This is a genomic window from Micromonospora sp. URMC 105 (assembly GCF_051386295.1).
In the GTDB taxonomy this organism is placed as follows: Bacteria; Actinomycetota; Actinomycetes; order Mycobacteriales; family Micromonosporaceae; genus Micromonospora.
Genome location: NZ_JBPQTL010000003.1, coordinates 137,790 through 160,490, shown reverse-complemented (window position 1 = coordinate 160,490; position 22,701 = coordinate 137,790). Strand labels below are relative to the sequence as shown.

Genomic DNA, 22,701 nt, shown 5'->3' with positions numbered 1-22,701 from the left:
TCCGATAAACCGCCAGGGCTTCCCGGGTTGGGGCCCGAGATGGTCAAGTGGGTCGGCGGACGCCGCGTCGACTGACAGCACCGCCCAGGTGCATCGCGCCCAGCATCACCTTGGCGGCGGACCTGGCGGCTGATAAACCGGCCGGCTCCAGTCACCGCCCCGGTCTCTGTCCCGGGTTGACACGGCGTCACCGGCGCGAACCCGGTGGCGAACGTCGACGACCTGCAGGCGACCATCACCAAACGGACAGGGTCGGCAAAGCACTGACGTGCGGCCGAAAACCCGTTTGAGCCCTCCGTCGGCGTTGCCGTAGGTTGCCTGCGGACCGTCACAGTGAAGACAGAGGACAAACCGCGTGACCCCGCCCGCTCTCTAGACCTGACACCTTCTCGCGCTCATGTAGCCGACGCTCCCGTCGGTTCCACCGGGCTGCCCTTGTGCGCCCGGCCATACAGCGTTCGAGGTCGCGCGTAATCGGCCTCGTGTCAGGTCCAGAGAGAGATCATGTCTTCACAACCTCATACCGTGCTGTCCTGGTTCGTTCGTCGGACCAGGCTGCCTCTGCTGTCGCTGCGGTGCGTGGACTGCCGGTCGGAGTCGGCCACCACCGGCGAGGGCAGGTTCCGCGTCAACGCCAACGGCAAGCTGCTGGACGTGTGGCTGCTGGTTCGCTGCGTGTCCTGCGATCGAACGAGGAAGCTCACCGTGCACGAGCGAACGCCGGTCGGGTCTTTCGATCCGGCCGAGCTTCACGGCTACGGCGTCAACGATCCGGAACTGGTGGCGTCCAGGCTGTTGGATCCGCTGCTCGCCCGGCGTAACCGCTTCGCTCTCGACTGGACGGGGTCCTGGCGCCTGGACACCCCGTCGGACTGGCTCGGCGAGGCGTGGCCGGTCCAGGTGACGGTCGTCTTCGAGGATCCGGTACCGGTGCGCCCGGAACGGCTCATCGCGCAAGGGCTCGGCCTCAGCAGGAACGAGGTACGACGCCGGATCAAGTGCGACATTCCGCTGCGTCGTCCGACAAGCGCCGGATTCACCTTCACCGTGCTGGCCGCGGACTAGCGGGCATGATGCCGGGCGAGCGACCAGCTCGCCCGGCGTCATGCCGATACCCGGACCTGCAAGAACACTCAGCTGACCTCTGGTGGCAGCTCAAGACGATTGCTGTCCGCGACCTGGATCTGGCGTGGCGGTACCGCCTGGGGTCGCTTCGGTCTTCGTGTAGAGGATCTCGCGGGCCTGCTCCGCGGCGCGGATCATGCGCTCGCCGACGAAGTCGACGAAGCGGGCGATGTTCTCGAGGCGGGCGGCGGCCGGGGTGTCGGGGCCGAGGATGCCGACACCCTGCCGGGCGGTCTCGGCGAGCTGGGCGTGGGATCGGGCGGCGGCGACCATGCCCTGGTAGAAGACGTCGCCGTCGGCGACGTAGCGCTCGCGGCGGCGTTCGTCGCGCTCCCGGCGGATGAGGCCCTGGCTCTCGAGGAACGTGATCGCCTTGGAGATGGACGCCGGGCTGACCTGCATGCGCCCGACGAGTTCCGACGCGGTGAGGCTGCCCGCGTCGGTGGTGTAGAGGCAGGTCAGCACCCGGGACATCATCTTGGGCAGGCCCTGCTGCATGAGGAGAGTGGTGAACGCCTCCTCGTACTCCCGCACGGCCTCGGCGTCGCGGCCGTGAGCCTGCGCGGGCACCTGCGACCCCCGGGGTACGGCCTGCCTGCGCCGCTGGGCGCGGCGTTCGGTGGCGCGATGGGCCAGGTCGGCGCGGTAAGCGGTGGGACCGCCGTTGCGCATCACCTCACGGGTGATCGTCGAGGTGGGACGGTCGAGGCGTCGGGCGATCTCGGCGTAGGCGAGCCCGTCGGCCAGCCCCAGCGCGATCTGCTGGCGTTCCTGCTGGCTGAGCCGGCCTCCTGGCATCACGATCTCCCTCCACGCTTCCCTGACGCCTCGAACATAGCGTTCACTCTGCTTCCAATGCAACGCAAGGCCCGGCCCGCGTTGCGTTAGAAGCCTACCCGTTGCAACGAAAATCGGGCAGTGAGCTGGCATAACGCTGACCGTGCGCAACAAGGTTGTTGCCCATCTCTTGAACGCAACGTAGCGTTTTCAAAGTCAGAAACATTGAGCGCAGGAGGAGAGCACGATGCACACGTTCAACACCCCCCACCCGATCTCCGCCGTCCTGGACATCCCCGCCGGACGCGTCCAGTTCATCGCCGCCGACCGGGCCGACACCACGGTCGAGGTCCTGCCCACGGACGCCGCCAAGGGCCGCGACGTGACGATGGCCGAGCAGGCCAGGGTCGAGTACGGCGACGGCGTGCTGCGGATCCAGGCCGCGGCGAAGAACCAGCTCCTCGGCGCGTCCGGATCCATCGAGGTGACGGTCCAGCTGCCCGCCGGTTCCCGCGTCGAGGGGAAGGCGGCCGCCGCCGAGTTCCGCGGCGTCGGGCGGCTCGGCGAGGTCGCCTTCGACGGCGCGCACGGCACCATCAAGATCGACGAGGCCGCGAGCGTGCGCCTGACCGCCCTCGCCGGTGACATCACGGTCGGGCGCCTCCACGGTCCGGCGGAGCTCAGCACTCAGAAGGGTGACATCCACATCGCCGAGGCCACCTCCGGCACGGTCGTGCTGCGTACCCGGATGGGCGACGTGACGGTCGGCGCCGCCCACGGAGTTTCCGCCTCCCTGGACGCCGGCACCGGCTACGGACGGGTCCACAACGCACTGAAGAACAGCGACGGCGCCGCGGCCGGGCTGACCATCCACGCGACCACCGACCACGGCGACATCAGCGCCCGCAGCCTGTAGAAGGAGCACCCATCATGACCAACCTGGCCATCGCGGCGAACGGGCTGCGCAAGTCCTACGGCGACAAGGTCGTGCTCGACGGCGTCGACCTGGCCGTCCCCGAAGGAACGATCTTCTCCCTGCTCGGCCCGAACGGCGCCGGCAAGACCACCGCCGTCAAGATCCTTTCCACCCTCGTCTCCCCCGACCCCGCCTCCGGCGACATCCGCGTCGGCGGTCACGACCTCGCCGCCGCCCCGCAGGCGGTACGCGCCGCGATCGGTGTCACCGGCCAGTTCTCCGCCGTCGACGGCCTGATCACCGGCGAGGAGAACATGCTGCTCATGGCCGACCTGCACCACCTGCCCACGCGCGAGGGCCGGCGCACCGCCGCCGAGCTGCTGGAGCGCTTCGATCTCACCGACGCGGCGAAGAAACCGGCCGCCACCTACTCCGGCGGCATGAAGCGCCGCCTCGACCTCGCCATGACCCTGGTCGGCAACCCGCGGATCATCTTCCTCGACGAACCGACCACCGGCCTCGACCCCCGCAGCCGCCACAACATGTGGCAGATCATCCGGGAACTCGTCTCCGACGGCGTCACCGTCTTCCTCACCACCCAGTATCTGGAGGAGGCCGACCAGCTCGCCGACCGCATCGCCGTGCTCAACGACGGGAAGATCGCCGCCGAGGGTACCGCCGGGGAACTGAAGCGGCTCATCCCCGGCGGGCACGTCCAGCTGCGCTTCGAGGACCCGGCGGCGTACGAGCGGGCCGCCGGCGCGCTGCGCGAGAGCATGCGCGACGACCAGGCGCTGACCCTGCAGATCCCCAGCGGCGGCAGCCAGCGCGAGCTGCGCGCGATCCTCGACCGGCTGGACGCCGCCGACGTGCACGCCGACACCCTCACCGTGCACACCCCCGACCTCGACGACGTGTTCTTCGCCCTGACCGGCGGCACCGGCGTCCCCCACCAGCCCACGGAGGCCGTCCGATGAGTTCCCTCTCCCTGGCCGTACGCGACTCGTCCACGATGCTGCGCCGCAACCTGCTGCACGCCCGGCGCTATCCGTCGCTGACCCTGAACCTGCTGCTCACCCCGATCATGCTGCTGTTGCTCTTCGTCTACGTCTTCGGCGACACGATGAGCGCGGGCATCGGCGGCGGCGGTCCGGACCGCGCCGAGTACATCGCGTATCTCGTGCCCGGCCTGCTGCTGATGACCATCGGCAGCACCGTGATCGGCACGGCGGTGTCCGTCTCGACCGACATGACCGAGGGCATCATCGCCCGCTTCCGCACGATGGCGATCCACCGCGGGTCGGTGCTCGTCGGGCACGTCGTCGGCAGCGTGCTGCAATCGGTCATGAGCGTGGTCCTGGTGGGCGCCGTCGCCGTGGCCATCGGCTTCCGGTCCACGGATGCCGACGTGCTGGAGTGGCTCGCGGCGTTCGGGCTGCTCGTGCTCTTCGCCACGGCGCTCACCTGGATCGCGGTGGGCATGGGCCTGGTCAGCCCGAACGCCGAGGCGGCCAGCAACAACGCGATGCCGCTGATCCTGCTGCCGCTGCTCTCCAGCGCCTTCGTCCCGGTCGACGCCATGCCCGGCTGGCTGCAGCCGGTCGCCGAGTACCAGCCGTTCACGCCCGCCATCGAGACCCTGCGCGGTCTGCTGCTCGGCAGCGGGATCGGCCACAACGGGTGGCTGGCGGTCGCCTGGTGCCTGGGTCTCGCGGTGCTCGGCTACTTCTGGTCGACGTCGACGTTCAACCGCGACCCGAAGTAACGGCCATGGCGGCGCGGGCCGCCTGGCGCAGCTCGTCCCCGATCAGGGCGGCGCACTCCGACACCCCGTCGGCGTACGCCGCCCCGTCGGCGTTCCCGGGCTCAGGCCGCCCGGTCGGGAGTGGACAGCGCATCGCCGCCCGTGGCCTGCAGCAGCCGACGGCGCTTGCCATCCTTGATCCACCAGTTGCGCGCGCCGGGCTTGCGCGCCTCGTACGCCAGCTGCCAGACGATGCTCCTGCAGATGAACTCCTTGAGCCTCGCACCCGGGCGGCCGCCGAGGTGCAGCCTCGTCGCGGTGTCGCTCCGGCTGGCGAACTGGAAGATGCCGGCGCGCCGGCCCAGGCTGATGCACTGGCCGGCGAACCCCACGTCGACGGGCGCGGGCTCCTCACCCGCGAGCCGCTTGAGGACTGTCTCGGCGGCCTGCGGGCCGAGCTGCATCGCGGCCTGGCAGCTCATCCGGAACGGCAGGTCCGAGGGGGCCGCCGAGTCCCCGGCGGCGACGATGCGCACGTCGTCCACGCTCGTCAACGTCTCGTCCGTGAGCAGGCGGCCCAGCGCGTCGGTGCTCAGCCCGCTGCGAACGGCCAGGTCCGGCACGCCGAATCCGGCGGTCCAGATGGTCACCGTGCTGGGCAGCTCGCGGCCGTCACCGAGCCGTACGGCATCGCGCGTCACGGCCGTCACCGTCGCGCCGGGGCCGTCGAGCACGGTCACGCCGAGGCGGGCGAGCCGCGCGGCGACCGCGCGCCGACCCCGAGGGTGCAGGTACGGGCCGAGCACCTCGCCGCAGACCAGGGTCACGGTGCGGCCCGCCTCCGCCAGCTCGGCGGCGGTCTCGATGCCGGTCGGACCTGCTCCGACCACCGTCACCGGGGCCGTCGCGGGCGCGGCGTCGATGACCGGCCGCAGCCGCTGGGCCTCCTCCAGGCCGGCGATCGGGTAGGCGAACTCGGCCGCTCCGGGCACCCGCGGATCGGCACTGCCACTGCCCACCGCGTAGATCAGGTAGTCGTAGCCGGTCGTGCCGCCGGTCGCCAACGTCACGCTGCGCTCGGCCGCGTCGATCCGGGCGACGGTGTCGACCAGCAGCCGGACGCCGCCGGCCAGGATCTGCCGGTAGTCGACGATCGCGTCGTCGGTCCCGGCCACCAGTTGGTGCAGGCGGATCCGCTCGACGAAGGTCGGGCGTGGGTTGATCAGCGTCACGGTGAGGTCGGCGCGCTGCGTCAGGCGATTGGCGGCCATGACACCGGCGTATCCGCCGCCGATCACGACGACCTGGGTGTTCCCGGTCATGGTGTCTCCTTCGCTTCAGGGCTTCGGCCCCAAGACACCGCGTGATCGACGGGTGTGACAGCGCGTGAGACACGTCACTGCACAGGAGCGGTCAGAGCTGACCGGTGATCGCCACATCGGCCGGCGCCGGGATCAGCCCCGGCGGCGCCACCACAGCCACCAGCGGCGCCGGGGCCGCCCAGCCGTGGCACGCGGCTGCTCCGGCGATGCCGCCACCGTAGGCGCCGCCGCGGCCTGCGCCCGGTCCGCGCGCCAGCGCTGCACGGTCTCGTCGACGTTGACCGGCCGGACCACCACCCGCGGGCCGGTCGGGTTGCGCAGCCAGGCGACGATCTCGGCGTTCAGCACGGCCACGTACGCCCGGACGGCCTCCTCCGTGGGCAGGTCACGGACCTCGTCGGGGACCTGCTCCACCTTGCGGCGCAGCTGCAGCGGGGTGGGCAGCAGCAGGGTGCTGGGCAGCGCCTCGCGCTCCAGGAAGCTCTTGATCCACCAGGACTCGTCGTAGGGCTGGCCACGGCCGGGGATCGGCTTGCCCATGCCGGGCAGGTTGTCGAATTCGCCGCGATCCAGGGCGGAGCGGATCTGCGCCTCGACCGCCGCTTCCCACGCGTTGCTCACGTCGCCCTACCTCCCCGACCACGGTATCCGCCCATGCCGACAGAGTTCAGCGTCGCGACCAGGCCCCGGCATTCCCCCACCGGCGGGCCGGCGTACGGGGCGTAGATTCGCCGCAGGGGCGGCGCGGGTCGGCGGAGGGGTGCACGTGCGGGACTGGCTGATCGGGCTCGGCGTGGCCGTGGCCTGCCTGCCGGCCGGCTGGGCGCTGCTGGTGCTGCTGGCCCGGCGGCTGCCGCCGGGCATCCTGCGTGATCTGGCCGCGTTCATCCCCGACTGCCTGACCACCGTGCGCCGGCTGCGCGCCGATCCCCGGGTCCCCCGGAAGGCGAAGATCGCCATCGTGGTGGCGGGCCTCTGGCTGGCCAGCCCGATCGACCTGATTCCGGAGTTCCTGCCGGTGATCGGCCCGCTGGACGACATCGTGGTGGTCGCGCTCGCACTGCGCTACGCGGGCCGGCAGGTGCCGCGTGAGGTGCTGCTCGCCGCCTGGCCCGGCGAACCACGCCTGCTGCTGCGACTGCTCGGCCCGCCGCCGGCCTGAGGCCCGTCGAGACCTCAGTCCCGCCGGCGCACGTGGCGGTGCCCGTCGAGCGGGTACGGCGCCCGGGCGGGCAGCACCTCCACGAACGGGTACCCGCTCTTCTCCGCCACCCGGCAGGAGGCCTGGTTGTCGACCTGGTGAAGCAGTTCCAGGCGGGTCAGCCCGGCGGCGGCGAACCGGGTGAACGCCCAGCGGCTCACCGCGTCCACGGCACGCGGGGCCACCCCTCGGCCCCGCGCCGGCGCGGCCGTCCAGTAGCCCACCTCGGCGTCCGGCCGTCCCGGCGTGACGTCCTTGAGCACCACGCAGGCCACCAGCCGCTGCCCGGCACCCGCCGGGTCCGGGGCGCACACCGCGAAGCAGAAGCGCCGGCCCGCCGCCCAGCCCTGCCGGTGCCGGGCCACCCAGCGCCGGGCGTCGGCGACCGTCTGCACCGGCTGGCGGGTACGCGCGCGCAGCTCCGGGTCCTGGTAGATCTCCAGCAGCGCGTCGACGTCGTCGTCGTGCCACGGGCGCAGGACGAGTTCGGCGGCGGAAGCGGTGGCGGGCACCCGTAGGACGACGGACATCACAGCAGTGTCACCGCTGGGCGGCCCGGCGCAAAGAGCACCGCCGCGATTGGCGGACGGGCGCGTCCCACAGCCGCCCCGGGCGGGCCGGGCAAGCGGCCGGCGAGCGTAGGGTCGGGTCCCAGGGACACGGGAGGGCGGTGCGGCGATGGTCACGGTGGGCGCGCTGGTGGGAATCGGCCTGGTGGCGCTGGGCCTGGTGCTGACACCCGGGCCGAACATGGTCTACCTGGTGTCCCGGTCGGTGACCCAGGGCCGCCGGGCCGGGCTGGTCTCCCTGCTCGGGGTGGCGGCCGGGTTCCTGGTCTACCTGGGCGCCGCGGTGGCCGGCATCGCCACGGTCTTCGTCCTCGTCCCGCCGCTGTACACGGCGGTGAAGCTGGCCGGCGCGGCGTACCTGCTCTGGCTGGCCTGGCGGACGCTGCGCCCGGGCGGGCGGTCGGCCTTCACCCCGGCGCCGCTGCCGCCGGACCCGCCCCGGCGGCTGTTCACCATGGGCCTGGTCACCAACCTGCTCAACCCCAAGATCGCCATCCTGTACGTGTCGCTGCTGCCGCAGTTCGTCGACCCGGCGCGCGGTCACGTGGCGGTGCAGAGCCTGCTGCTCGGCCTCACCCAGATCGTGATCGCGCTGACCGTCAACGCGCTGATCGTGCTCAGCGCGGGTTCGGTGTCGGCGTTCCTGCTGCGCCGCCCGGGCTGGGCCCGCGCGCAGCGGTACGTGATGGGCACCGTGCTCGCCGGTCTCGCGGTACGCATCGCCGCCGACCGCTCCCGCGCCGCCGTCGCCACCGGCTGACCGGCGCGGCCCCACTCCGGCGGTCGGCCAGTCAGAGTGCGTCGGGCCGGCGCAGCGCCGGGTGCCGCTCGCCGGGCCGCGCGTGCCACGTCGGAGCGTCCTCGCGCAGCGTGGTGTCGATGCGCAGCCGCGCCCAGCCGTCCAGCTCCGGCAGGTCGTCCGGGGTGAACCAGCCCACCTCGGTCGACTCGTCGCCGTCGGCGCGCGGCCGGCCGCCCACCGGCGTGCAGCGGAACCACACGTTGAGGTACTCGCAGACGTCGCCGTTGGGGTAGACCACCGGGTGGGTGGCGACGCCGCCGACCCGGTCGACGCGGACCCGCACGCCGGTCTCCTCCCAGACCTCCCGCACGACGGCGTCGGCCGGCTGCTCGCCCGGGTCCACGATCCCGGCCGGCACCGACCAGCGGCCGTTGTCGCCGCGCCGGGCCAGCAGCACCCGCCCGGCGCCGTCGCGCACCACGGCGCTGACCCCGGGCAGCAGGAGCAGGTCGTGGCCGATGTGGGCGCGCATCCTGCGCACGTACGGGGGCACGGGCATCGGCACACGCTAGCCGGTCGCGGCACCGGAAGCCCGGCCGCCCGCGCCGGGAACCGACCGCCCCGGGCACCGCACTAGACTTCCGCCTCGATGGACGCCCAGCCCGCCCCCGCCGACACCCGCCCCTGCGCCCACTGTGGACGCGACGTGCCGCAGCGCGTCGGCGCGGGCCGGCCGTTCCGCTACTGCCGGGACAACGACGGCGCCTGCCAGCGGGCCTCGCGCAACTCCCGGATGCGGCACCGCAACGCCCCGGGCCTGCCCGGTCAGGTGGCCCGCACCTGGGAGGCGGTGGACCGCCTCGACCAGATCGTCGAGACGCTGACCGAGGCGCTGCACGCCGAGCTCTCCCCGGCCGGGGTGGAACGCCGGCTCGCCCAGCTGCGCGCCGAGACCACCGCCGAGGTGGCCCGGGCGCAGACCGAGCGGGACGAGGCCCGCACCGACGCCGAGACCGCCGCCGCCGAGGCCACCCGCGCCCGGCAGGACGCCCGGACCGCCGCCGCCGACCGCGACGCCGCGCAGGCCCGGGCCGCGCAGGCCGACGCGCGGGCCGCCGAGGCGCGCGAGCGCGCCGACCGGGCCGAGGCGGACCGGGACGTCGCCCGCCGCGACGCCGGCGCCGCCGAGGCGCTGCGCACGCAGGCCGAACGCGACCGCGACGCGGCCCGCCACGAGCTGCGCGCCCTGCGCGTCGAGCGGGACACCGACCGGCAGCGCGCCGCCGACCTGACCGTCGAGCGCGACGCCGCCCGCGGTGACGCCGAGCGGGCCACCGCCGCCGCCGCGGAGGCGGTGCGGCAGGCCGAGCAGGCCGCCGCCGAGGCCGACCGGGCGCGTACCGAGGCCGCCCGGCACGCCGAGCAGGCCCGGCGGGCCGAGGCGGAGGCCGCCTCGGCGGTCCGCGACCGGGACGCCGCGCGAGCGGCGTCCGACGCCGCCCGGCAGGAGGCGGCCGCGGTGTCGGCCCGCGCCCGCGAGGAGGCCGCGGGGGCCGCCGCGCAGCGCGACGCGCTGGCCGCCGAGCTGGCCGAGGCCCGCCGGTCCGGTGCCGCCGCGCAGGCCCGGCTGACCGAGGTCGAGGTACGGCTGCGTGCCGCCGAGGCCGACCGGGACGCCGCCCAGCGCCGCGCCGCGCAGCTCGCCGACCAGGTCAGCGACCTGGCTGCCGCGCTGGCCCGGCTCGGGACGCCCCCTCAGGCGGGCTGAGCCGACGCCTCGACCTGCACCCGGGTGTCGTGGAAGGTCGGCCCGCCACCCAGGTCGGTGTCGCGCACGGCGGTGACCGCGTTGACGGTGCTGCCGCCGGGGCTCAACCGCGCCCAGTACGCCTTGTAGGTGAACGCCAGCCCGGGCCGGGTGGCCTCGTCCACGGCGACGGTGGCCAGGAAACTGCCCCGGTCGTTGTGCACCCGCGCGGCGTCACCGTCGGCGAGGCCCCGGTCGGCCGCGTCGTCGGGGTGCAGGTGGATGCGGGGCGGACCGGTGCGGTCGAGGTGCCACGGCAGCGAGGCGAACGTGGAGTTCATCAGGAACCGGCCGGCCGGGGAGATCAGCGTCAGCGGGAACCGCCGCGCCAGTTGCGGGTCGGCGGCCTCCACCGGCGGGGTGTAGCCGATCAGCGGGTCGACGCCCTGCCCGATGAGCTGCGGGTCGTACAACCGGGCCCGCCCGTCGCGGGTGGGGAAGCCGCCCTTGGCGTACGGGGCGGCGCCGACGTCGACGCCGGTGGCCCGCGCGTACGTCTGCTCGCGCAGCTCCTCGAAGCTGATTCCGGTGCCGGCGAGCAGTTGACGGGCCAGCTCCTCGTCGGTGTCGCGCAGCCGGGGATGGGTCAGGCCGAGGGCGGCGGCGAGGCGGCGGAAGATCTCCGTGTTCGGCAGCGCCTCCCCGGGCGGGGTGCTCGCCGGCAGGTTCAGCGTCGCGTAGTGGTGCCCGTAGGAGGTGTGCAGGTCGAGGTGTTCGGGTTGCATGGTGGCCGGCAGCACCACGTCGGCCCAGTCGCAGGTGTCGGTCCAGCGTTGCTCCAGCACCACCGTGAACAGGTCGGGCCGGCCCAGTCCCTCGCGCAGCCGGTTCTGGTCGGGGACGGTGGCGGCCGGGTTGGCGTCGAACACCACCAGCGACGTGACCGGCGGGTCGGCCTCGCCGGTCAGCGCGGCGGCCAGCCGGCTCATGTTGACCGACCGGGCCGGTGGGGTGGGCAGGTCCGCCGGGCGGGCCACCCGGTCCGGGTCGATGCGGTGGTGCCCGGAGGTGGTGACCAGCGCCCCGCCGCCCGGGTGGCGGAAGTCCCCGGTGAGCAGCGGGATCGCCGCGATGGCCCGGACGGCCTGCCCGGCGCCGGCGTGCCGTTGCAGCCCCAGGCCGACCCGGATGGCGGTGGGCCGGGTGGTGGCGATCCGGTCGCCGAGCCGGCGCAGCACCTCGACGTCCAGCCCGCACTCAGCGGCGGCGCGTTGCAGCGGCCACTCGTCGAGGCGGGCGTCGAGGCGCTCCCAGCCGCGGGTGTGCGCGTCCAGCCATTCCCGGTCGACGCCGCCGACGTCGCGCAGGTGGCGCATCAGCCCCAGGGCGAGGGCCGCGTCGGTGCCGGGCAGGGGCGCGACGTGCTCGTCGCTGCGCGCCGCGGTGTCGGTGCGCAGCGGGTCGATCGTCACCACGTACGCGCCGCGCTGCTGCGCCTGCTGCACGAACGGCCAGTGGTGCAGGTTCGTCGAGAGCAGGTTGGCACCCCAGAGCACGATCAGTTTCGCCTCGACGACGGACTCCGGTTCGAAGCCGACCGACCCGCCGTAGATCGACTGCAGGGCGGCGCGGGCGGCGGCGGTGCAGATGGTGGTGCGCAGCCGCGACGCGCCCAGGTGGGCGAAGAGCCGCGGCCCCATCGTCCAGCCCTGCACCAGGCCCATGGTGCCGGCGAAGTAGTACGGCAGGATCGCCTGCGGCCCGTGCGCGTCGATGCTGGCGCGCAGCCCCGCCGCCGCCCGCCCGATCGCCTCGTCCCAGCTCGCCGGCCGGTACGACACGGGCCCGGCGCCCTTGGGCCCGACCCGCACCAGCGGGTGGGTGAGCCGGTCGGGGCCGTTGACCGCGTCGAGGTAGCGGTTGACCTTGCCGCACAGTACGCCCCGGGTGAACGGATGGTCCCGGTCGCCGCGCAGCGCCACCGCTGTGCCGTCGGTGACGGTGAGCTGCCAGGTGCAGGTGTCCGGACAGTCCAGCGGGCAGGCGCCGGGGTGGATCGTCGTGCGGGCCATGGGGCGGATGCTATCCCCACCACGGCGCGCGGGGCCGCCCCCTGATGGCCGACCTCAGTGGATGCCGGCCATCAGCCGGGAGATGTGCCGGGTGAACATCACCGCCCCGAGGCCGAGGGCGACCGAGGCCAGGCCGAAGGCGAGGAAGTAGGTCGGTTCGGGCCAGGTCTCGGCGAGCCGGGCGACCTGACCACCGACGGCGTCGCCGACGGCGGTGGCGAGGAACCACAGGCCCATCATCTGGCTGGCATACTTGACCGGGGCCAGCTTGGTGGTGGCGGACAGGCCCACCGGGCTCAGCGACAGCTCGCCGGCGACCTGGATGGCGTACACGGCGACCAGCCACCACGGGGACACCAGGTCCCCGCCGACGGCGGCCTGCGCGGCGGCGGCCATCAGCACGAACGACAGGCCGTTGAGGACCAGGCCGACGGCGAACTTCACCGGCGTGGACACCCGGTGGCCCAGGCGCAGCCACAGCAGCGCGGCCAGCGGCGCCCCGATGATGATCAGGATCGGGTTGACCGACTGCAGCCAGGAGGCGGGGAAGGTGAAGCCGAGCACGTCGCGGTCGGTCCGGTCGGCGGCGAAGAGGTTCAGCACCGACCCGGCCTGGTCGTAGATCAGCCAGAAGGCGGCGGCGAAGACGAACAACCACAGGTACGCCTTCATCCGGCTGCGTTCGGTGCTGCTGATCTCCCGGTCGGTGATGATCCGCGCGAAGTAGCCGATGGTGATCACCACGGTGGCGATGGTCAGGGAGTTGACCACGGTGTTGACGGTGAACAGGTCGGCCACGGCGAGCACGGCGAGGACCAGCAGCAGCACCAGCACGGCGACGCCGATGCGGGTCAGCGCGCGGCGGCGGTCGGCGCCCAGCAGCGGGTCGGCGGGCCGGTCGCCGGTGTCACCGAGGTTGCGCCGGCCCAGGACGTACTGCAGCACGCCGAAGGTCATGCCGATCGCGGCGGCCCCGAACCCCAGGTGCCAGTTGACCTTCTCGCCGAGGAAGCCGGTGATCAGCGGGGCGATGAACGCGCCCAGGTTGATGCCCATGTAGAAGATGGAGAACCCGGCGTCGCGGCGGGGCGAGTCGCGGTCGTACAGCCCGCCGACCATGGTCGAGATGTTGGGTTTGAGCAGCCCGGTGCCGAGCACGATCAGGGTCATCCCGGCGAACACGCTCCACCGGGCGGGGATCGCCATCACGTAGTGCCCCGCGGCGATGACCACGCCGCCCCACAGCACGCTGCGGCGCGCCCCGAGCAGCCGGTCGGCGACCCACCCGCCGGGCAGCGCCATCAGGTAGACCATGGCGTTGTAGGTGCCGTAGACGGCGTTGGCGGTGGACTCGCTGATGCCCAGGCCGTCCTCGGCGACCGACGCGGTCAGGTAGAGCACCAGGATGGCCCGCATGCCGTAGAAGCTGAACCGCTCCCACATCTCGGTGAGGAACAGCGTCGACAGCGCGCGCGGGTGACCGAAGAAGGTCTTCTGGCCCGGCGCTCGGGCGTCGACCGGCGCGTCACTGCTCATCGTCACCTCCGACGCGACTGGGGCGGCTAACATCCCCGGTGAGCGCCGAAACACTCCACCGATTCGACCCGGCCGGGGACGACCCCGCCGGGTCCGGTGCGTGGCCGGTTACCCTTGCAGGGGCCACCGGGCCGGATCACCCAGCCGGGCGGGAATGCCCCGGGGGCGACGGGCCGTTACACCGAGAAGACAGCACCACGAACGAGGGGAAGTCGATCATGGGCGAGCGTATGCTGCGCGGTAGCCGGCTGGGCGCGGTCAGCTACGAATCCGACCGCAACACGGAGCTCGCGCCGCGTCAGACCCGCGAGTACCTGTGCGCCAAGGGCCACCAGTTCGAGGTGCCGTTCGCCGTCGACGCCGAGGTCCCCACGACCTGGGAATGCAAGTTCGACGGCAGCGTCGCCCGGCTGGTCGACGGCACCGAGCCGGAGCAGAAGAAGGCCAAGCCGCCGCGTACCCACTGGGACATGCTGCTGGAGCGGCGCTCCATCGCCGAGCTGGAGGACATCCTCGCCGAGCGGCTGCAGGAGGTCCGCACCCGCCGGGGCCGCGCCTGAGCGGCCCGGAACCGAAACGACGACGGCGCCCCCGGGAGGATTCCCGGGGGCGCCGTCGTGTCGTGGGTCAGGGGCGGCGCGGCTCGACGATCTCACCCTCGATGGCCCGGCCGCCGTCGGCCACCGGCGGCGCCGGGTCGACGACCTGCCCGTCGACGGTCGGCTCCGGCCGGCCGGCACCCCGGCGCACCCGGACCGTACGCGGCCCGAACAGGTCACCGGCGACCATCGACGACACCCGGCGCTCGGCGGCACGTTGCACCCCCGCGCGGGCCAGCCGACGCACCGGCGGCACCAGCAGCGCCAGCCCCACCACCGCGCTGATGAGGCCGGGGACCGCCAGCAGCAGCGCCCCGAGCAGCCCCACCAGGCCGTCGGTGACCTGCCGCCCCGGCGGCTGCCGCGACTGCACCGACGACCGGAACCCGCGCCACGCGCGCATCCCCTCGCGGCGCAGCAGCACCAGCCCGAGCAGCGACGCCGCGAACACCAGCAGCACCGCCGAGCCGAACCCGATCCACCGGCCCACCCCGACGAACACCGCCAACTCCAGCACCACCGCCAGCAGCAGGGCCGGTGGCACGAACCTCAGGTAACGGCGCATCTCACCTCATCCGCGTCGCGCGGTGCCCGGTCGCCGACGCCGCCGTGGACCGGGCCCGGGGCGCAACAACCCCGCCTTAGAAGCATGACACGCCCACGCGTCACGGCCACCGGCCGGCGACCCGCCGCCCGGGCCACGCCGCCGCCCGGTCCCGCAGCGCCCACGTGGTGATCCGCCACAACGCCTCGGCCACGATCAGCGGGCTCATCTTGCTCGCGCCCCGCTCCCGCTCGGCGAACGTGATCGGCACCTCCACGATCCGCACCCCCGCCCGGTGCGCCAACCGCGACAGCTCCACCTGGAACGAGTAGCCCTGCGAGCAGACCGACTCCAGCGGCATCGCCGCCAGCGCCGCCGACCGGTACACCCGGTAGCCGCCGGTGGCGTCGGTGACCGGCACGCCCAGCGCCAGCCGCGCGTACAGGTTGCCGCAGCGCGACAGCAGCAACCGCCGCAGCGGCCAGTTCAGCACCTTCGCCCCGCGGGTCCAGCGGGAGCCGATGACCACGTCGGCGTGCCGGGCGGCGGCCAGCAGGGCGGGCAGGTCCTCCGGGGCGTGCGAGCCGTCGGCGTCCATCTCCACCACCGCGTCGTAGCCGCGCCGGCGCGCCCACGCGAACCCCGCCAGGTACGCCGCGCCGAGGCCCTCCTTGCCGCGGCGGCGCAGCACGTTGACGTGCGGATCGGTGCCGGCCATCGCCTCGGCGAGCGCGCCGGTGCCGTCGGGGCTGTTGTCGTCGGCGACGAGGATGTCCACCGCCGGCGCGGCCGCGCGGACCCGGGCGACGACGCCGGTGAGGTTCTCGGCCTCGTTGTAGGTGGGGATCACCACCAGTACCCGGCCCACCCCGGGGTGGCCCACCCGCACCGGCTCGCTCACCGCACCCTCCGCATCTGCCCGGGCCTCACCGGCCGGCGTCGGCCTCCCGCCGGTGTACGCGGCGCAGCCCGCCCGCGGCCACCAGGACCGCCACCGCGAGGCCGGCCAGGGCCACCTCCGGCCACACCCCCGCCCGGGTGGCCGGGGTACGCCCGTCGGCGAGCGCCACCTGACGCAGCACCACCGCGCGGGTGTTGAACCCGGTGGCGCCGCTTACCCGCCCGTCGGGGGTCACGAACCCGGACACCCCGACGGTGGAGGCCATCAACGCGCCCCGGCCGTGCTCCACGGCCCGCAGCCGCACCATGGCCAGCTGCTGGCGGGCCTCGGCCACGTCGAAGGTGGCGTTGTTGGTCTGCACCACCAGCAGCTGCGCGCCGCCGTCGACGGTGTCACGCACCAGCCCGTCGTAGGCGACCTCGAAGCAGATCACGTCGCCGAGCACCGCCGGCCCGGAGCGCACCACACCGGGACGCTCACCGGGCACGAAGTCGTTGCGGACCAGGTCGACCTGCTTGCTGACCATCCGGGCGAGGCTGCGCAGCGGCACGTACTCGGCGAACGGGACGGGGTGGCGTTTGGTGTACAACTGCGACAGGTCGGCGCCGGTGCCCGGCCGCCACAGGATCCCCGCGTTGCGCACCTGTCCCCGCTCGGGGCCGAGCAGCACCGCGCCGACCAGGATCGGCGCGCCGATCGCGTCGGCGGCCTCGGAGATGCGCTCCCCGGCGGAGGCGTTGCGCAGCGGGTCGATGTCGGAGGAGTTCTCCGGCCACACCACCAGGTCGGGGCGGGGCCGGGTGCCGGCGTCGACCCCGGCGGCCAGCTCCAGCGTCGCGTCGACGTGGTTGTCGAGCACCGCCTGACGCTGGGCGTTGAAGTCCAGCCCCAGGCGGGGCACGTTGCCCTGCACGACGGCGACGGTGACCGTCCGGCCGGTGCCGGCCGCCCCGGTGGGCACCAGCAGCGCCCCGCCGGTCAGCGCCAGGGCCAGCGCCACCAGCAGCGCCACCGACGCCCAGCCGCGCCCGTCGCGTCCCGGCCGGCGCCGCCACGCGGCGGCCAGCAGCAGCCCACCGGTCAGCGCCACCGCGAACGTCACCAGCGGCGCGCCGCCGAGCCAGGCCAGCCGCAGCAGCGGGGAGGTGTCCTGGCTGAACGCCAGCCGCCCCCACGGGAACCCGCCGAACGGGGTCCGGTCGCGCAGCGCCTCCTGCGCCACCCAGAGCAGCCCGGTCACCACCGGCCACGCCCAGCGGCGCCGGTCGGCCAGCGGCGACACCCACGCGGTGGCGGCGCCCAGCAGCGCCAGATAGCCGGCCTGCAACAGCGACAGCAGCACCCACGGCAGGTAGCCGGTGTGCAGATTGGTCCACTCCAGCATCGGCGCGAACAGCGCCACCCCGGCCAGGAAGCCCAGGCCGGCGCCGGCGCGCAGCCGCCGCCGGTGCGCCGCCGCGCCCAGCAACGCCACCCCCACCGGCGCCAGCGGCCACACCCCGTACGGGGGGAACGCCAGCAGCATCGCCAGCCCGGCGAGCACGGCGGCGGGCACGGCCAGCCGCAGCGGCAACGCGCGCGGGGCCGCCACGGGGCGGGTCACCTCGGTGGCCCGGGTCTCATCCCGGTCGAGCGTCGTCACCGGCACCTCTCCACGATCACGCGCCGAAGGCTACCCGGCCGGCGGCGGAAGGCGCCGTCGGCCGGTGGCGGACCGTGTCGTACCCCGCTGGCACGCTGAGCCGCATGACCGGGCCCGAGACCGTGACGTACGTGCTGATTCCCGGCGCCGGCGGCAGCGCCGCCTACTGGCACCTGCTCGTCGACGAGCTGCGCTCGCGCGGCCGGGAGGCGGTGGCGGTGGACCTGCCGGGCGCCGACGCGCACGCCGCGCTGCCCGAGTACGCCGCCACGGTCCACGCCGCCGTGCGGGGCCACGAGCCGGTGGTGCTGGTGGCGCAGTCGCTGGGCGCGTTCACCGCCGCGCTGGTCGCCGGCGATCCGGCGGTGCGGCTGCTGGTGCTGCTCAACCCGATGGTCCCGGCGCCGGGCGAGACGGCCGGCGACTGGTGGGCGGCCACCGGCCACGGCCCGGCCCGCGCCGCGTACGCCGCCGCGCAGGGCCGCGACCCGCACGCCGGAGTCGACCTGGCGGTGGACTTCTTCCACGACGTGCCGGCCGAGGTGACCGCCCGGATGCTCGCCCGCGGCGGCGAGGAGTCCGAGGCGGTGTTCGTCCGGCCGAACCCGCTGCGCCGCTGGCCGGACGTGCCGACCCGGGTGGTGATTGGCCGCGACGACCGGTTCTTCCCCGCGGACTTCCAACGCCGGCTGTGCGCCGAGCGCCTCGGTGTGCGCCCCGACGAGCTGCCCGGCGGGCATCTGCTGGCGCTGAGCCGCCCACGCGAGCTGGCCGACCTGCTGGAGTCCTGCACCCGGGCCCTCTGAGCGGCGACCCCGGCCCGGCGGCGGGGACAGAAATCGGGGCGCGGCATGCGCCGCGCCCCGATGCTCCCAGGCCCTTCCCGGCCGGTGGGGCGAGAGTGAGGTGCGCCGACCTTCGGACCGACCGGACGCGGACTGGCTGCCCCCGCCTGGCCGTTGTCTACTGGCCGTGCCTCCCACCCTGCCCGTACACCGGTAACCGCGGCCGGTTCGCGCCGCCCCGCCGACCCCCGCCCGCTGGACCTGGCCGCCGCGACGAGTTGCACCATGTCGCTCGGCCAGCGGACGAAGGGACGAAGCGAACAACAGCCGCTTCCCGTAGTAGGACTCAAAGACGGTACGGCTTGCACCCCCGCCGCTGTCAACCCACCCCCGGCACGTCGTGTGTTGCAACACGGCGTGTCGCGTCGGCGCGTCTCAATCCGTGCCGAGGTGCCGGCGCAGCAACGCCCGCGCCGCCCGTGGATGATCTCCGGCGAGCAGACCGCCGGCGGCCAGCACGTAGTCCACGTCCACCACGGCGCGCGCCTCGCGGGGCAGCGGCCACCCGCCGGCGTGATCGGCCAGCACCGCGGCGAGGACCCCGGCGGCGTCGGCGTCGGGCGCGTGACGCAGCACACCGCCGGAGCCGACCATCAGCCGCACGTCGCGCAGGTCCCGCCCGGCGCGTTCCCCGGTGGCCGCGCCCCGGGCGTGCCGGCGCAACGCCACCGTCGCGGCCAGCGCCGCGATCCGCCGGTCGGCGGCCCGCTCGGCCGCCGAGCCGGCCAGGAACCCCGGGTCGGCGGCGCGCACCGCCGCCGCCTGCGCCAGGACGTCCTGCTCCCCCACCGCGAGCAGGCGTTCCTCCGCGGCGGCGCGGACCACCCCCGGCGCGCTCCACCGCATCCCGAGGTCCCCCTCCACGGTGCGGGCCCGCCACAGGTTCCCGGCGACCTCCCGCCCGGGCCCGTCGGCCCGCTCGTCCGGGGTGAGCACCGAGTACACGTCGGTGGTGGCGCCACCGACGTCCACCACCGCCAGGTCCCCGCCGAGGGTGTCGGCGAGCACCTCCACCCCGGTGAGCACCGCGTCCGGGGTGGCCGCGCGCACCAGCCGCGCGAACCGGGTCCCCCGCGACAGCCGCTTGCCGCCGATGACGTGCCGCAGGAACACCTCCCGGATCGCCGCCCGCGCCGACGCCGGGGCCAGCACCCCGATGCGCGGCAGCACGTTACCGGCCACCGTCACCGGCACCCCCGCCCCGGCCAGCAGCGCCGACAACTCGTCGCGGACCGCGACGTTGCCGGCCAGCACCACCGGCACCCGCCAGCGCGCCCGCGCCAACCGGGTCGCGTTGTGGGTCAACGTGTCGGCGTCCCCGCCGTCGGTGCCGCCGACCAGCAGCACCACGTCCGGGCGGGCCGCCCGCAGCGCCGACAGCTGCGCCGCGCCGAGCCGGCCCGCGGCCACGTGCACCACGTTCGCCCCCGCCGACAACCCCACCCGGCGGCCCGCCTGCGCGGTGACAAGGGGCTCGTAGCCCACCACCGCCAGGCGCAGCCCACCGCCGGCCGACGAGCACACGTACCACGGCATCTCACCGGCCGGGAGCCCGGCGGTGGCCGCGCCGACCGCGGCGTCCAGGCCGTGCAGCACGTCCGTGCCGACCGTGGTCGGCGCCGACGCCGCCGCGACCAGCGCCCCGGCGTCGAGGTCCACCACCGCGACCTTCGTGTACGTCGACCCGACGTCGGCGCAGACCGCGAGGCTCACGCCGGCGGCGGGACGACCACGGTGCCGGTCGCGGTGACCGCCACGATCGGCGTCTGAAGCACCTCCGCCGCCGACTCGGACCGGTCCGGCCGGCCCCGGCACACCACCCGCGCCTCGAAGTCGATGGTGCGGCTGCGGGTACCCACCCGGGTCACCGTCGCCGTCACCTCCAGCACGTCACCGGCGCGCATGGCGCTGCGGAACTGCACATCCGAGTACGAGGCGAACAGCCCCTCGTCGCCGTCGGTGCGGATGCACACCTCCGTCGCCACGTCCCCGAACAACCCCAGCGCGTACGCCCCGTCGACCAGGTTCCCCGCGTAGTGGGCGTGCGCGTACGGCACGTACCGGCGGTGGGTGACGGTCAGCCCGACCCGGGAATCACTCATGCCTTCGCCTTCTTGTTCGTGATCAGCGCGTGCACCAGGTAGCTGGCCACCTCACCCGGGGTGGTGCCCCGGCCGAAGATCCGGTCCACGCCCAGCTCGCCGGTCATCGTCTCGTCGAACCGCGGCCCGCCCACGATCAGCAACGGCCGGCGCCCCGCCGGCATCGCCTCCCGGAACGCCGCGGACATCTCCCGCGTGTTGTGCAGGTGCGCGTCGCGCTGCGTCACCACCTGCGACACCAGCACCGCGTCGGCCTTCTCCACCCGGGCCGCCTCCACCAGCTCCGGCACGCTCACCTGCGCGCCCAGGTTGGTGACCTTCAGCTCCCGGTAGTACTCCAGGCCCTTCTCCCCCGCGATGCCCTTGACGTTGAGGATCGCGTCGATGCCCACGGTGTGCGCGTCCGTGCCGATGCACGCCCCCACCACCGACAGCTTGCGCCGCAACCGCTGCTTCACCACCGCGTTGACCTCCTTGGCGCTCAGCAGCGGGAAGTCCCGCTCCACCACCTGCACCGCCGAGAGGTCCACCAGATGGTTCACCCGCCCGTACACCACGAAGAAGGTGAACCCGTCGCTCATCGGCTTGGCGTGCACCAGCATCGCCGGGTCGATGCCCATCCGGTTGGCCAGCTGGATCGCCGCGCCCTCGGCCCGCTTGTCGTGCGGCACCGGCAACGTGAACGACACCTGCACCATGCCGTCACCCGTGGTGTCCCCGTACGGCCGCACGATCTTCTTCTCCGCCGCGGCCGTCACGCGCGGTCCCCTTCCAGGATCTCGGTGGCCGGGTTGTAGTAGCCGGCCTCGTGCGCCGCCACCCCGGCCAGGCCCTTGCCCCGGTCCGCCGGCCGCTTCATGATCCCGAAGGTGCCCTCGGCGATCGCCGTCAGCAGCGACTGCTCCCCGATGCGCTCCAGCAGGTCCAGCGCCTCACCCAGCACCCGGTTGGCGCGCTGCTGGATGAACCCGCCCGGCGCCGGCACGAAGTCCTCGTGCAGCCCACCGGCCGCGCCCAGCACGTACCGCACGTTCTGCAGGGCGATGTCCCGGTCCGACAGCCACGGCGTCACCACCGCCTCGGTCATCATCCCCACCAGCAGGATGCCCTGCCCGGTCATCGTGCCCACCAGGTTGAAGAACCCGTCGAGCAGATTGCCGCGGAACACGTCACCGGTCATGTGCTTCGTCGGCGGCATCCACTTCAACGGCGCGTCCGGGAACAGCTCCCGCGCCAGCAGCGCATGCGCCAGCTCCAGCCGGAACGACTCCGGCACATCCGGGTTGATCTCGAACGCGTGCCCCAGCCCCAACTGCCAGTCGGCCAGCCCCGCCTCGTGCGCGAAGAACTCGTTGAGCAGCTGCGACACCGTCACCGTGTGCGCCTCGTCCACCGCGTCGGCGGTGGTCAGGTAGTTGTCCTCACCGGTGTTGATGATGATCCCCGCCCGGGCGTGCACCTGCCGGGAGAACCGCTGGTCCACGAACGTGCGGATCGGGTTGATGTCACGGAACAGGATCCCGTACATCGAGTCGTTGAGCATCATGTCCAGACGCTCCAGACCCGCCAGCGTCGCCATCTCCGGCATGCACAGACCCGACGCGTAGTTCGTCAGCCGCACATACCGGCCCAGCTCCCGCGACGTCTCATCCAACGCCGCCCGCATCAGCCGGAAGTTCTCCTGCGTGGCGTACGTGCCGGCGAAACCCTCCCGGGTCGCGCCCTCCGGCACGTAGTCCAGCAGCGACTGACCCGTCGACCGGATCACCGCGATCACGTCCGCGCCGGCGCGCGCCGCGGCCTGCGCCTGCGGGATGTCCTCGTAGATGTCACCGGTGGCCACGATCAGATAGATCCACGGCCGCTGCGCCGGATCCCCGTACCGCTTGATCAGCCGGTCCCGCTCGGCGCGCCGCCGGTCGACCAGCCGCACACCCGCGCCCACCGCCTTACGGGCCGCCCGGCGGGCGGCCGTGGCCGCCTTCCCGGACGGCACCGTGAAGCGCACCGACCCGGCCGCCGCCTTCTGCGCCAGCAAAGTCACGTCGCTGATCTGCTCCCGCGCGAGGGCGTCGAACACCGGCACCGCCACCCCGTGCCCCAGCCCCACGTCCGCGACGACCGCGTCGACGAGCCGGTTCACCCACGGAATACCGTCCGGGTCCGCGCCGGTCACCCCGGCCAACCGCAGCACCGCCCGCTCCACCGACACGGTGGTGTGGCTACGCGCCAGATCCACCACCGGCTGCCCGGCCCGGCGCGCCAACTCCCGCGCCCGTGCCACCAGCGCCGGATCCAGGTCCAGCTTGCCCGTCAC

22 protein-coding genes and 1 pseudogene are annotated in these 22,701 nt (G+C 74.0%); 9 read left to right on the top strand and 14 right to left on the bottom strand.

Annotated elements, in window-relative coordinates:
* The first annotated feature begins 579 nt into the window (after positions 1–579).
* Positions 580–1,065, top strand: coding sequence for a DUF1062 domain-containing protein (locus ACSNN7_RS02070; protein ID WP_436678774.1), 486 nt, complete (start codon positions 580–582; stop codon positions 1,063–1,065).
* 90 nt (positions 1,066–1,155) lie between these two features.
* On the opposite strand, the gene ACSNN7_RS02065 is transcribed toward ACSNN7_RS02070, so the two are convergent.
* Positions 1,156–1,923 carry a helix-turn-helix domain-containing protein gene (locus ACSNN7_RS02065; protein WP_436678773.1) on the bottom strand — a complete coding sequence of 256 codons (768 nt, stop codon included), beginning with the start codon at positions 1,921–1,923 and terminating at the stop codon, positions 1,156–1,158.
* Positions 1,924–2,149: 226 nt separating this feature from the next.
* Here ACSNN7_RS02065 and ACSNN7_RS02060 point away from each other — a divergent pair, with 226 nt between their 5' ends.
* From ACSNN7_RS02060 to ACSNN7_RS02050, 3 genes are read left to right on the top strand one after another with little or no spacing between them, the layout of a single operon-like run.
* Positions 2,150–2,818 (top strand): DUF4097 family beta strand repeat-containing protein, encoded by a 669-nt coding sequence (locus tag ACSNN7_RS02060; protein WP_436678772.1) that lies wholly within the window; start codon positions 2,150–2,152, stop codon positions 2,816–2,818.
* Positions 2,819–2,832: 14 nt separating this feature from the next.
* A complete protein-coding gene (locus ACSNN7_RS02055; RefSeq protein WP_436678771.1) occupies positions 2,833–3,795 on the top strand; it encodes an ATP-binding cassette domain-containing protein in 963 nt (320 codons plus the stop codon).
* Positions 3,792–4,583, top strand: coding sequence for an ABC transporter permease (locus ACSNN7_RS02050; RefSeq protein ID WP_436678770.1), 792 nt, complete (start codon positions 3,792–3,794; stop codon positions 4,581–4,583). The genes ACSNN7_RS02055 and ACSNN7_RS02050 overlap by 4 nt, the downstream gene beginning before the upstream one ends.
* Before the next feature lie 101 nt (positions 4,584–4,684).
* On the opposite strand, the gene ACSNN7_RS02045 is transcribed toward ACSNN7_RS02050, so the two are convergent.
* The gene (locus tag ACSNN7_RS02045) at positions 4,685–5,884 is read right to left on the bottom strand and encodes an NAD(P)/FAD-dependent oxidoreductase (RefSeq protein ID WP_436678769.1); all 1,200 of its coding nucleotides are present in this window, start codon (positions 5,882–5,884) and stop codon (positions 4,685–4,687) included.
* A 132-nt stretch (positions 5,885–6,016) separates the two neighbouring features.
* Positions 6,017–6,505 (bottom strand): DUF1992 domain-containing protein, encoded by a 489-nt coding sequence (locus ACSNN7_RS02040; protein WP_436678768.1) that lies wholly within the window; start codon positions 6,503–6,505, stop codon positions 6,017–6,019.
* Between the two features lie 145 nt (positions 6,506–6,650).
* Here ACSNN7_RS02040 and ACSNN7_RS02035 point away from each other — a divergent pair, with 145 nt between their 5' ends.
* Positions 6,651–7,046: a YkvA family protein gene (locus tag ACSNN7_RS02035; protein ID WP_436678767.1), complete on the top strand. Its 396-nt coding sequence runs from the start codon at positions 6,651–6,653 to the stop codon at positions 7,044–7,046.
* A 14-nt stretch (positions 7,047–7,060) separates the two neighbouring features.
* On the opposite strand, the gene ACSNN7_RS02030 is transcribed toward ACSNN7_RS02035, so the two are convergent.
* Positions 7,061–7,615 carry a GNAT family N-acetyltransferase gene (locus ACSNN7_RS02030; RefSeq protein WP_436678766.1) on the bottom strand — a complete coding sequence of 185 codons (555 nt, stop codon included), beginning with the start codon at positions 7,613–7,615 and terminating at the stop codon, positions 7,061–7,063.
* A 148-nt stretch (positions 7,616–7,763) separates the two neighbouring features.
* Between ACSNN7_RS02030 and ACSNN7_RS02025 the strand changes: the two genes are divergently transcribed.
* Positions 7,764–8,414, top strand: a complete 651-nt coding sequence (locus ACSNN7_RS02025) for a LysE family translocator (RefSeq protein WP_436678765.1) — start codon at positions 7,764–7,766, stop codon at positions 8,412–8,414.
* Between the two features lie 31 nt (positions 8,415–8,445).
* On the opposite strand, the gene ACSNN7_RS02020 is transcribed toward ACSNN7_RS02025, so the two are convergent.
* Entirely contained in the window at positions 8,446–8,955 is a 510-nt protein-coding gene (locus ACSNN7_RS02020) for an NUDIX hydrolase (RefSeq protein WP_436678764.1), read from the bottom strand.
* Between the two features lie 90 nt (positions 8,956–9,045).
* Here ACSNN7_RS02020 and ACSNN7_RS02015 point away from each other — a divergent pair, with 90 nt between their 5' ends.
* Positions 9,046–10,164 carry a hypothetical protein gene (locus tag ACSNN7_RS02015; protein ID WP_436678763.1) on the top strand — a complete coding sequence of 373 codons (1,119 nt, stop codon included), beginning with the start codon at positions 9,046–9,048 and terminating at the stop codon, positions 10,162–10,164.
* Here ACSNN7_RS02015 and ACSNN7_RS02010 read toward each other — a convergent pair.
* Positions 10,152–12,215, bottom strand: coding sequence for a molybdopterin-containing oxidoreductase family protein (locus ACSNN7_RS02010; protein ID WP_436678762.1), 2,064 nt, complete (start codon positions 12,213–12,215; stop codon positions 10,152–10,154). The two genes, ACSNN7_RS02015 and ACSNN7_RS02010, sit on opposite strands and share 13 nt — an antisense overlap.
* Before the next feature lie 54 nt (positions 12,216–12,269).
* Positions 12,270–13,751, bottom strand: coding sequence for a peptide MFS transporter (locus ACSNN7_RS02005; protein ID WP_436678761.1), 1,482 nt, complete (start codon positions 13,749–13,751; stop codon positions 12,270–12,272).
* A 218-nt stretch (positions 13,752–13,969) separates the two neighbouring features.
* Here ACSNN7_RS02005 and ACSNN7_RS02000 point away from each other — a divergent pair, with 218 nt between their 5' ends.
* Positions 13,970–14,311, top strand: coding sequence for an RNA polymerase-binding protein RbpA (locus tag ACSNN7_RS02000; RefSeq protein ID WP_007070998.1), 342 nt, complete (start codon positions 13,970–13,972; stop codon positions 14,309–14,311).
* 67 nt (positions 14,312–14,378) lie between these two features.
* Here ACSNN7_RS02000 and ACSNN7_RS01995 read toward each other — a convergent pair whose 3' ends face one another.
* The 3 genes and pseudogenes from ACSNN7_RS01995 to lnt form a co-directional block, all read right to left on the bottom strand.
* Positions 14,379–14,915, bottom strand: a complete 537-nt coding sequence (locus tag ACSNN7_RS01995) for an FxsA family protein (protein ID WP_436678760.1) — start codon at positions 14,913–14,915, stop codon at positions 14,379–14,381.
* A 100-nt stretch (positions 14,916–15,015) separates the two neighbouring features.
* The gene (locus ACSNN7_RS01990; RefSeq protein ID WP_436678809.1) at positions 15,016–15,795 is read right to left on the bottom strand and encodes a polyprenol monophosphomannose synthase; all 780 of its coding nucleotides are present in this window, start codon (positions 15,793–15,795) and stop codon (positions 15,016–15,018) included.
* A pseudogene (gene lnt / locus ACSNN7_RS01985) lies at positions 15,796–17,457 on the bottom strand (apolipoprotein N-acyltransferase); the annotation flags it as partial. It lies immediately after the preceding gene.
* An 84-nt stretch (positions 17,458–17,541) separates the two neighbouring features.
* On the opposite strand from lnt, the gene ACSNN7_RS01980 reads away from it, so the two are divergent.
* Positions 17,542–18,243, top strand: a complete 702-nt coding sequence (locus ACSNN7_RS01980; RefSeq protein ID WP_436678759.1) for an alpha/beta fold hydrolase — start codon at positions 17,542–17,544, stop codon at positions 18,241–18,243.
* Positions 18,244–18,657: 414 nt separating this feature from the next.
* Here ACSNN7_RS01980 and ACSNN7_RS01975 read toward each other — a convergent pair whose 3' ends face one another.
* The 4 genes from ACSNN7_RS01975 to ACSNN7_RS01960 are packed head-to-tail and all read right to left on the bottom strand — an operon-like array spanning position 18,658 to position 22,701.
* Positions 18,658–19,995, bottom strand: coding sequence for a glutamate mutase L (locus tag ACSNN7_RS01975; RefSeq protein ID WP_436678758.1), 1,338 nt, complete (start codon positions 19,993–19,995; stop codon positions 18,658–18,660).
* Positions 19,992–20,384 (bottom strand): hotdog domain-containing protein, encoded by a 393-nt coding sequence (locus ACSNN7_RS01970; RefSeq protein ID WP_436678757.1) that lies wholly within the window; start codon positions 20,382–20,384, stop codon positions 19,992–19,994. Before ACSNN7_RS01970 ends, ACSNN7_RS01975 begins: the two co-directional genes overlap by 4 nt.
* On the bottom strand, positions 20,381–21,142 hold the full coding sequence (locus ACSNN7_RS01965) for an OAM dimerization domain-containing protein (protein ID WP_436678756.1): 762 nt from the start codon (positions 21,140–21,142) through the stop codon (positions 20,381–20,383). Before ACSNN7_RS01965 ends, ACSNN7_RS01970 begins: the two co-directional genes overlap by 4 nt.
* On the bottom strand, positions 21,139–22,701 hold the full coding sequence (locus tag ACSNN7_RS01960; RefSeq protein WP_436678755.1) for a lysine 5,6-aminomutase subunit alpha: 1,563 nt from the start codon (positions 22,699–22,701) through the stop codon (positions 21,139–21,141). The genes ACSNN7_RS01965 and ACSNN7_RS01960 overlap by 4 nt, the downstream gene beginning before the upstream one ends.

Coding starts and splice junctions, on each gene's coding strand:
- ACSNN7_RS02065 (WP_436678773.1), bottom strand. CDS start 1,923: ATGCCAGGAGGCCGGCTCAGCCAGCAGGAACGCCAGCAGATCGCGCTG.
- ACSNN7_RS02060 (WP_436678772.1), top strand. CDS start 2,150: ATGCACACGTTCAACACCCCCCACCCGATCTCCGCCGTCCTGGACATC.
- ACSNN7_RS02055 (WP_436678771.1), top strand. CDS start 2,833: ATGACCAACCTGGCCATCGCGGCGAACGGGCTGCGCAAGTCCTACGGC.
- ACSNN7_RS02050 (WP_436678770.1), top strand. CDS start 3,792: ATGAGTTCCCTCTCCCTGGCCGTACGCGACTCGTCCACGATGCTGCGC.
- ACSNN7_RS02045 (WP_436678769.1), bottom strand. CDS start 5,884: ATGACCGGGAACACCCAGGTCGTCGTGATCGGCGGCGGATACGCCGGT.
- ACSNN7_RS02030 (WP_436678766.1), bottom strand. CDS start 7,615: ATGTCCGTCGTCCTACGGGTGCCCGCCACCGCTTCCGCCGCCGAACTC.
- ACSNN7_RS02025 (WP_436678765.1), top strand. CDS start 7,764: ATGGTCACGGTGGGCGCGCTGGTGGGAATCGGCCTGGTGGCGCTGGGC.
- ACSNN7_RS02020 (WP_436678764.1), bottom strand. CDS start 8,955: ATGCCCGTGCCCCCGTACGTGCGCAGGATGCGCGCCCACATCGGCCAC.
- ACSNN7_RS02015 (WP_436678763.1), top strand. CDS start 9,046: ATGGACGCCCAGCCCGCCCCCGCCGACACCCGCCCCTGCGCCCACTGT.
- ACSNN7_RS02010 (WP_436678762.1), bottom strand. CDS start 12,215: ATGGCCCGCACGACGATCCACCCCGGCGCCTGCCCGCTGGACTGTCCG.
- ACSNN7_RS02005 (WP_436678761.1), bottom strand. CDS start 13,751: ATGAGCAGTGACGCGCCGGTCGACGCCCGAGCGCCGGGCCAGAAGACC.
- ACSNN7_RS02000 (WP_007070998.1), top strand. CDS start 13,970: ATGGGCGAGCGTATGCTGCGCGGTAGCCGGCTGGGCGCGGTCAGCTAC.
- ACSNN7_RS01995 (WP_436678760.1), bottom strand. CDS start 14,915: ATGCGCCGTTACCTGAGGTTCGTGCCACCGGCCCTGCTGCTGGCGGTG.
- ACSNN7_RS01980 (WP_436678759.1), top strand. CDS start 17,542: ATGACCGGGCCCGAGACCGTGACGTACGTGCTGATTCCCGGCGCCGGC.
- ACSNN7_RS01970 (WP_436678757.1), bottom strand. CDS start 20,384: ATGAGTGATTCCCGGGTCGGGCTGACCGTCACCCACCGCCGGTACGTG.